7 protein-coding genes are annotated in these 6,058 nt (G+C 64.7%); all 7 read left to right on the top strand.

Annotation, left to right across the window (positions count from 1 at the left end; translation table 11 throughout):
- Positions 1-366: hypothetical protein (locus DPM33_RS18810; RefSeq protein WP_208648424.1), on the top strand; the 366-nt coding region annotated here is incomplete at its 5' end.
- A 209-nt stretch (positions 367-575) separates the two neighbouring features.
- Complete coding sequence (locus tag DPM33_RS18805) at positions 576-1,220, top strand: glutathione S-transferase family protein (RefSeq protein WP_112098920.1); 645 nt, start codon at positions 576-578, stop codon at positions 1,218-1,220.
- A gap of 140 nt (positions 1,221-1,360) precedes the next feature.
- Entirely contained in the window at positions 1,361-1,918 is a 558-nt protein-coding gene (msuE, locus tag DPM33_RS18800) for an FMN reductase (protein ID WP_112098919.1), read from the top strand.
- A 35-nt stretch (positions 1,919-1,953) separates the two neighbouring features.
- A complete protein-coding gene (locus DPM33_RS18795; protein ID WP_112098918.1) occupies positions 1,954-3,318 on the top strand; it encodes an LLM class flavin-dependent oxidoreductase in 1,365 nt (454 codons plus the stop codon).
- Positions 3,319-3,340: 22 nt separating this feature from the next.
- Positions 3,341-4,186, top strand: a complete 846-nt coding sequence (locus tag DPM33_RS18790) for an ABC transporter permease (RefSeq protein WP_112098917.1) — start codon at positions 3,341-3,343, stop codon at positions 4,184-4,186.
- A 42-nt stretch (positions 4,187-4,228) separates the two neighbouring features.
- The gene (locus tag DPM33_RS18785; RefSeq protein ID WP_112098916.1) at positions 4,229-5,227 is read left to right on the top strand and encodes an ABC transporter substrate-binding protein; all 999 of its coding nucleotides are present in this window, start codon (positions 4,229-4,231) and stop codon (positions 5,225-5,227) included.
- 14 nt (positions 5,228-5,241) lie between these two features.
- A complete protein-coding gene (locus tag DPM33_RS18780) occupies positions 5,242-6,003 on the top strand; it encodes an ABC transporter ATP-binding protein (RefSeq protein ID WP_112098915.1) in 762 nt (253 codons plus the stop codon).
- Positions 6,004-6,058: the final 55 nt, after the last annotated feature.

Below are 6,058 nucleotides of genomic sequence, written 5' to 3'. Positions count from 1 at the left end.
GCCGATATCGAGGCTGCCAACCGCTTCATCGCGCAGACCTATCTGCCGGCTCACAATGCCCGCTTCGCCAGGCCGGCCGCGGTCCAGGACAGCGCCTTCGTCGCCGCCGATCCGGCCGTTCTGGCCGAGATCCTGTGCCTCCAAGAAGAGCGTGTCGTTGCCCGCGACAATACCGTCGCCTTCGCGCGGCTCAGATTGCAACTGCCGCAAAGCCCGATCCGACACCACTTCGTCAAAGCCACCGTCAAGGTCAGGCAATACACTGACGGAACACGCGCAATCTTCCACGGACCGCGCCGCATTGCCACATACACCTCAGATGGCGCACCAATCCTGGACGGATGCTCAATCGGCAGAGCTGCGTGAACCGCTTCGACGCAAAACTGAAGCGGACAAATGACGTGCTACCAAACCGGACAACTTGATTAGCTACCGACAGCGGGCGCGCCAGAAGGCTTGCAGCGGTGGTTTTCCGGTGCCGAAAGCATAAACCGGACATCCCATTCGTGACAAATGTAGGATCGGGCGGTTCTTGGTCGTCCTGCGGCATGTGACCAGACCCGATGAGGACCAACATGAAGCTCCTGTTCAGCCGCAATCCCAATCCTCGCCTCGCGGTCGCAACGGCGCGTTATCTCAAGGCGGAGGTCGCGTTCGAATTCGCATCGCCGATGGCGCCGGGGCAGGCCGAGCGCTACCAGGCGCTCAACCCCAATCTGACCGTGCCGATCCTGGTCGGTCCGGGATGGAGTCTGTGGGAGGCCGACGCCATCGCCTGCCGGCTGTCGCGCGATGCTGGTTCGGATTTCTGGCGCGGCGGAGACGACGAGCCGGACATGATCCGTTGGATAAGCTGGGGCAAGGAACGCTTCGCCTTCGCTTGCGACATGGTGCATTTCGAGCGCGGCACCAAGCAGCGCTATGGGCTGGGTCCGATCGATCAGGCGCTGGTCGAGGAGGGGCTGAGGCAGTTCCATAAAGCCGCGGCGGTGCTCGCGCCTGAGCTGGCCGGGCGGGAATGGCTGGTCGGCAACTCGATCTCCTACGCGGACTTCCGAATGGCGACGTTCCTGCCCTTCAACGACGTCGCCGGATTGCCGCTCGACGACTACCCGTCGATCCGCCGCTGGTATGGCCGGCTGGAAGCGATCGACGCCTGGCGCGACCCGTTCCAGGGGCTGGAAGCGCCGCAACTGCCGCTGGTCAAGATCGAGGCGTGATCCGCATCCGTTGAACCAATCAACGGCGCGGGCACGCAAACTCAATCTCCCGATCCCGCCGCTTTTGAAATCTTCTCGCTCATTTAATTCTACAAAATCGGTAGTCTTAATTAGGAAATGCCTGCGAGGAGAGCCCGAAAATGACCAAGAAGCTGGTGGTGGGAATATCCGGCAATCTGACCCGCCCGTCGAAGACAAAGTCCTTCATCACGCAGATCGCAGGTGAAGTGGCGGGGCGCATCGGAGCCAGTTCGGCCATCTACGACATTGAAGACTTCGGTTCGTCACTCCCAGCGGCACGGCACATCTCCGATCTCGACGCGACGGCGCGCGCCATCGTCGAGCAGTTGACCAGCGCCGACGTGCTGGTAGCCGGGTCGCCGACCTTCAAGGGCAGCTATACGGGCCTTTTCAAGCACTTGTTCGACCTGCTCGACCCGTCGTCGCTGCGCGGCAAGCCGGTCATTGTGACGGCGACCGGCGGTGGCGAGCGCCATTCGCTGATCGTCGAGCATCAGTTGCGGCCGCTGTTCGGCTTCTTCGAAGCGCTGACCATGCCGACCGCGATCTACGCTTCGGACAAGGACTTCGCCAATGGCGCACTGGTGTCGGAGGCGATTCATGCTCGCTCGCGTCAGGCCGTTGCCGAGGTTTTGCGCGTCGTCGGCCAGGCCGGCAGCGTCGGCCTCGCTGCCTGAACTCAGCCAGCCGTTCCAGAACCGAAGGATCAGCCATGACCAGTTCCAGCACGTCCAGACAGATCAAACTCGGCGCCTTCCTGCCCGGCGGCGGCCAGCACATCGCTGCCTGGCGGCATCCGGATGCGCCAGCCGACGGCGCGACCAATTTCGAATTCCACAAGCAACTCGCCCTGACCGCCGAGCGCGGCCTGTTCGACGCCTATTTCCTCGCCGACAATCTGACCGTCGGGCTCGGCGCGCGTGAGGGCGGCAACGCGAAGATCGTCGGTTTCGAACCGGTGACGCTGTTTGCAGCCCTGGCGCCGCTGACGACGCATATCGGCTTCATCGCCACCGCCTCGACCACCTATGAGGAACCCTATACGCTCGCCCGCAAATTCGCCTCGCTCGACCTTCTGTCGAACGGCCGCGCCGGCTGGAATGTCGTCACCTCAGCCGGCGACGAGACGGCGCAGAACTTCAATCGCGACGTCCAGCCCAACCATGCCGAGCGCTATGCAAGGGCGCACGAGCACGTCGAGACCGTCAAGGCGCTGTGGGACAGTTGGGAAGACGACGCCTTCATCCGCGACAAGCAGACTGGCCGATTCTACGACAAGGACAGGCTGCACGACGTCGACCACAAGGGCGAGCATTTCAGCGTCAAAGGCCCACTCAACGTGCCGCGTCCGGTACAGGGTCATCCGGTGGTGGTGCAGGCGGGGCAGTCCGAGGATGGACGCGGTCTGGCAGCGGCCTCTGCCGAAGTCATCTTCACCGCGCACCAGAAGCTCGAGACGGCGCAGGAATTTTATCGCGACATCAAGGCGCGCGTGGCGGCGGCTGGCCGCGATCCGGCACAGGTGCTGATCATGCCCGGCGTGGCGCCTTTCGTCGGCCGCACCGAGGAAGAAGCCCGCGCAAAGTACCAGCAGCTGAACGATCTGATCCTGCCCGAGGACGGTGTTGCCCTGCTCAACGGGCTCGCCGGCCAGACGCTCGACATAAGAGGCTATCCGCTCGACGGGCCGCTGCCACCGAGCAAGGAGACCGAAGGCATGAAGAGCCGGCAGGCGCTGATCCGCCAGATCGCCGACGAGCACAACTTCACCATCCGCCAACTCTATCAATGGGTGGCGACCGCTCGCGGCCACTACACCATCGTCGGCAGCGTCACGCAGGTCACCGATCAGCTGGAGGAGTGGTTTACGAACGAAGCCGCCGACGGCTTCAACATCCTGCCGCCATGGCTGCCCGGCGCGCTCGACGATTTCGTCGACCTGGTCATTCCGGAACTGCAGCGGCGCGGCCTGTTCCGCACCGCCTATGAGGGCAGGACGCTGCGTGAGAATCTCGGCCTCAGGCGGCCGCAGAACCCGTGGACGGTCGCGCGCTCGACCGTGCTCGCCGCCGAATGATCCCGAAGCGAAAGGCAAGACGATGACCTTGCAGCATATCGAACGGACGGCCGGCATTGGCCGGCGAGAGGGCTACGGCCTGTCCGCGGACTTCCTGCGGCTGGCCGGCCGGACCTCGACACGGATCCTGTCGCGCTATGGCGTGCTTTTGGGATTCCTCGCGCTCTGGCAGGTGGCGGCGAGCAGCGGCTGGGTCAACGCGGCGGTGCTGCCGCCGATCGATGCGATCGTCGCGGCGCTGTGGAAGGGTCTCGCCGGCGGCAGCCTGCTCGGCGATATCGCCATCAGCCTGCAGCGCGCAGGCCTTGCGTTTGCGGCGGCCGTCATCGTCGCCATCCCGCTCGGCCTGGTCATGGGCCAGGCGCGCGCCGTGGAAGCCGCGCTCGACCCAATCCTGCAGCTGTTCCGCCAGACTTCGGCCCTGGCGCTCTATCCGGTGTTCATCCTGCTGCTCGGGCTGGGCGAGGCCTCCAAGGTGTTCGTCATCTTCTGGGCGACGCTGTTTCCGCTGCTGCTCAACACGATCAGCGGCGTGAAGGAAGTCGACCCGAAACTGCTCGAAATGGCGCGTGTCTATGGCGCGGGTCAGCTCACCATTTTCCGCCGCGTGGTGCTGCCTGGCGCGGTGCCGTCGATCTTCGTCGGTTTAAGGCTCGGCGCCACCACAGCGCTGCTGCTCCTGATCGCCTCCGAAATGATCGGCGCCAACAAGGGCATCGGCTTCCAGGTGATGAATGCGCAGTACAATTTCCAGATCCCACTGATGTTCGCGGCGATCGTCATCCTCGCCGCGCTTGGCCTGATCGCCAACCAGGCGCTGGTTATCCTGCAGTGGCGGCTCTGCCGCTGGAGCAATCCCGCCGCGTGAGCGGCATCGCATCATTGTCATCCAAAAAGGAAAGGCCTGATCATGAGCATCACACGCCGTTCGCTTCTTCTGCGCGCTCCGCTTGCCGCCGGCTTCCTCGCCGCCGGCCTGCCATCGATCGCACGCTCGCAAGCCGCTTCCGTCAAGATTCGCTACCTCGCGAGCCGGGGCAGCATCTCCCCGCACGAGCTCGCCGCCGAGCTCGGCTATTTCAAGGGCCTTGGCATCGAGCTCGAAAATGTCGGCTATGTCGGCGGCGGCCCGGAATCGCTGTTCGCGCTCGCTTCCGGCAGTGTCGATCTGGGCTCGGCCGCCACGCCGGCGGTGATCAACTCGATCGCCGGCGGCAACGACTTCGTCGCGGCTTACCCCAGCAATGGCATCAACAGGCAAGTCAAGAGCGTCTTCTATGTGCTCGAAGACAGCCCGATCAAATCGATCGCCGACATCGCCGGCAAGACGATCTCGGTCAACACGCTGGGCGCCCACCTCGACTATACGGTGCGCGAGGCGCTGCACGGCGTCGGCCTGCCGCCGGACGCCGCCAAGCTTGTCGTGGTGCCGGGGCCGCAGCTCGAGCAGACCTTGCGCTCGAAACAGGTCGACATCGCCGGGCTCGGCTACTGGCAGGCGACCTTTGCCGGCCAACTTGTTGCCAATGGCGGCGTGCGCGGCATCTTCAACGACACCGACGTGCTCGGCGACATCGCCGGCGGTTTCGTCGTGCTCAGGCGCGATTTCATCACCGCCAATCCCGATGCCGCCCGCAACTTCGTCGAGCAGTCGGCGCGCGCGTCCGATTGGTCGCGGCAGAACCCCGACGAGGCTCGCAAGGTGCTCGCCGATGTCCTCGACAAACGCGGGGAAAACGGCGAGCTGGCGCGTTACTGGACGGGCTTCGGCCTACGCGAAAAGGCGGCGGTCACCGACCGCGACGTCGACTTCTGGGTGAGCATTCTCGAACGCGACGGACGCCTGCCGAAAGGCAAGCTCAAGGCCGCCGATATCCTCTACCGCCCCGGCGAAACCAAAACCAACTGAGAGGGGCGCAAGCCATGGCCACGGCACGCGGCGGCGAGGTCACGATACGCGACCTGTCGAAATCCTTCAGCCTCGGCGGGCGAAAGCTCGCCGTGCTGCGCTCGCTCAACCTCGACATCCGCTCCGGCGAATGCCTGGTCATCGTCGGCGCCAGCGGCTCGGGCAAGACGACGCTGCTGCGTATCCTTGCCGGACTGGAACGGCCCGATGGCGGCGGTGTCGCCATCGACGGCAGGGATGTCGATGGCGTCGGCGAGGAGCGGGCGGTGATCTTCCAGGAACCGCGCCTGCTGCCCTGGCTCACCCTGCTCGGCAACGTCGCCTTCGGCCTCGAAGTACGCGGCGTGGCGAAGCAGCAAGCCGAGGAGCGGGCGCGTTTCCACATCGCGCTGGTCGGCCTTGCCGAGTTCACCGATGCCTATCCCAGGCAGCTTTCGGGCGGCATGGCGCAGCGCGTCGGCATCGCACGGGCGCTGACTGTGCAGCCCGAAATCCTGCTGCTCGACGAGCCGCTCGGCGCGCTCGATGCCATGACCAAGATCTCCATGCAGGAGGAACTGGCGCGCATCTGGAGCGAGGAAAACGTCACCATGGTCATGGTCACCCATGACTTGGAAGAGGCGATCTATCTCGCCGACCGGGTGCTGATCCTGCCCAAGGAGAAGGGCGGCGCGGCAAGACTGATCGATGTCGACCTGCCGCGGCCGCGCGACCGCAGCGAAAGCCGCTTCGTGCGCTATCGCGAGGAGTTGCTGCGCGAGTTCGGCCTCCACTGAGGTGTGTTGATATTCAGGTGAGGCCGGCCTGCGAACGGCGATTTCCTGCGCTTCC

The sequence above is a fragment of the Mesorhizobium hawassense genome (assembly GCF_003289945.1).
In the GTDB taxonomy this organism is placed as follows: domain Bacteria; phylum Pseudomonadota; class Alphaproteobacteria; order Rhizobiales; family Rhizobiaceae; genus Mesorhizobium; species Mesorhizobium hawassense.
This window is presented reverse-complemented; position numbering and strand designations above follow the sequence as displayed.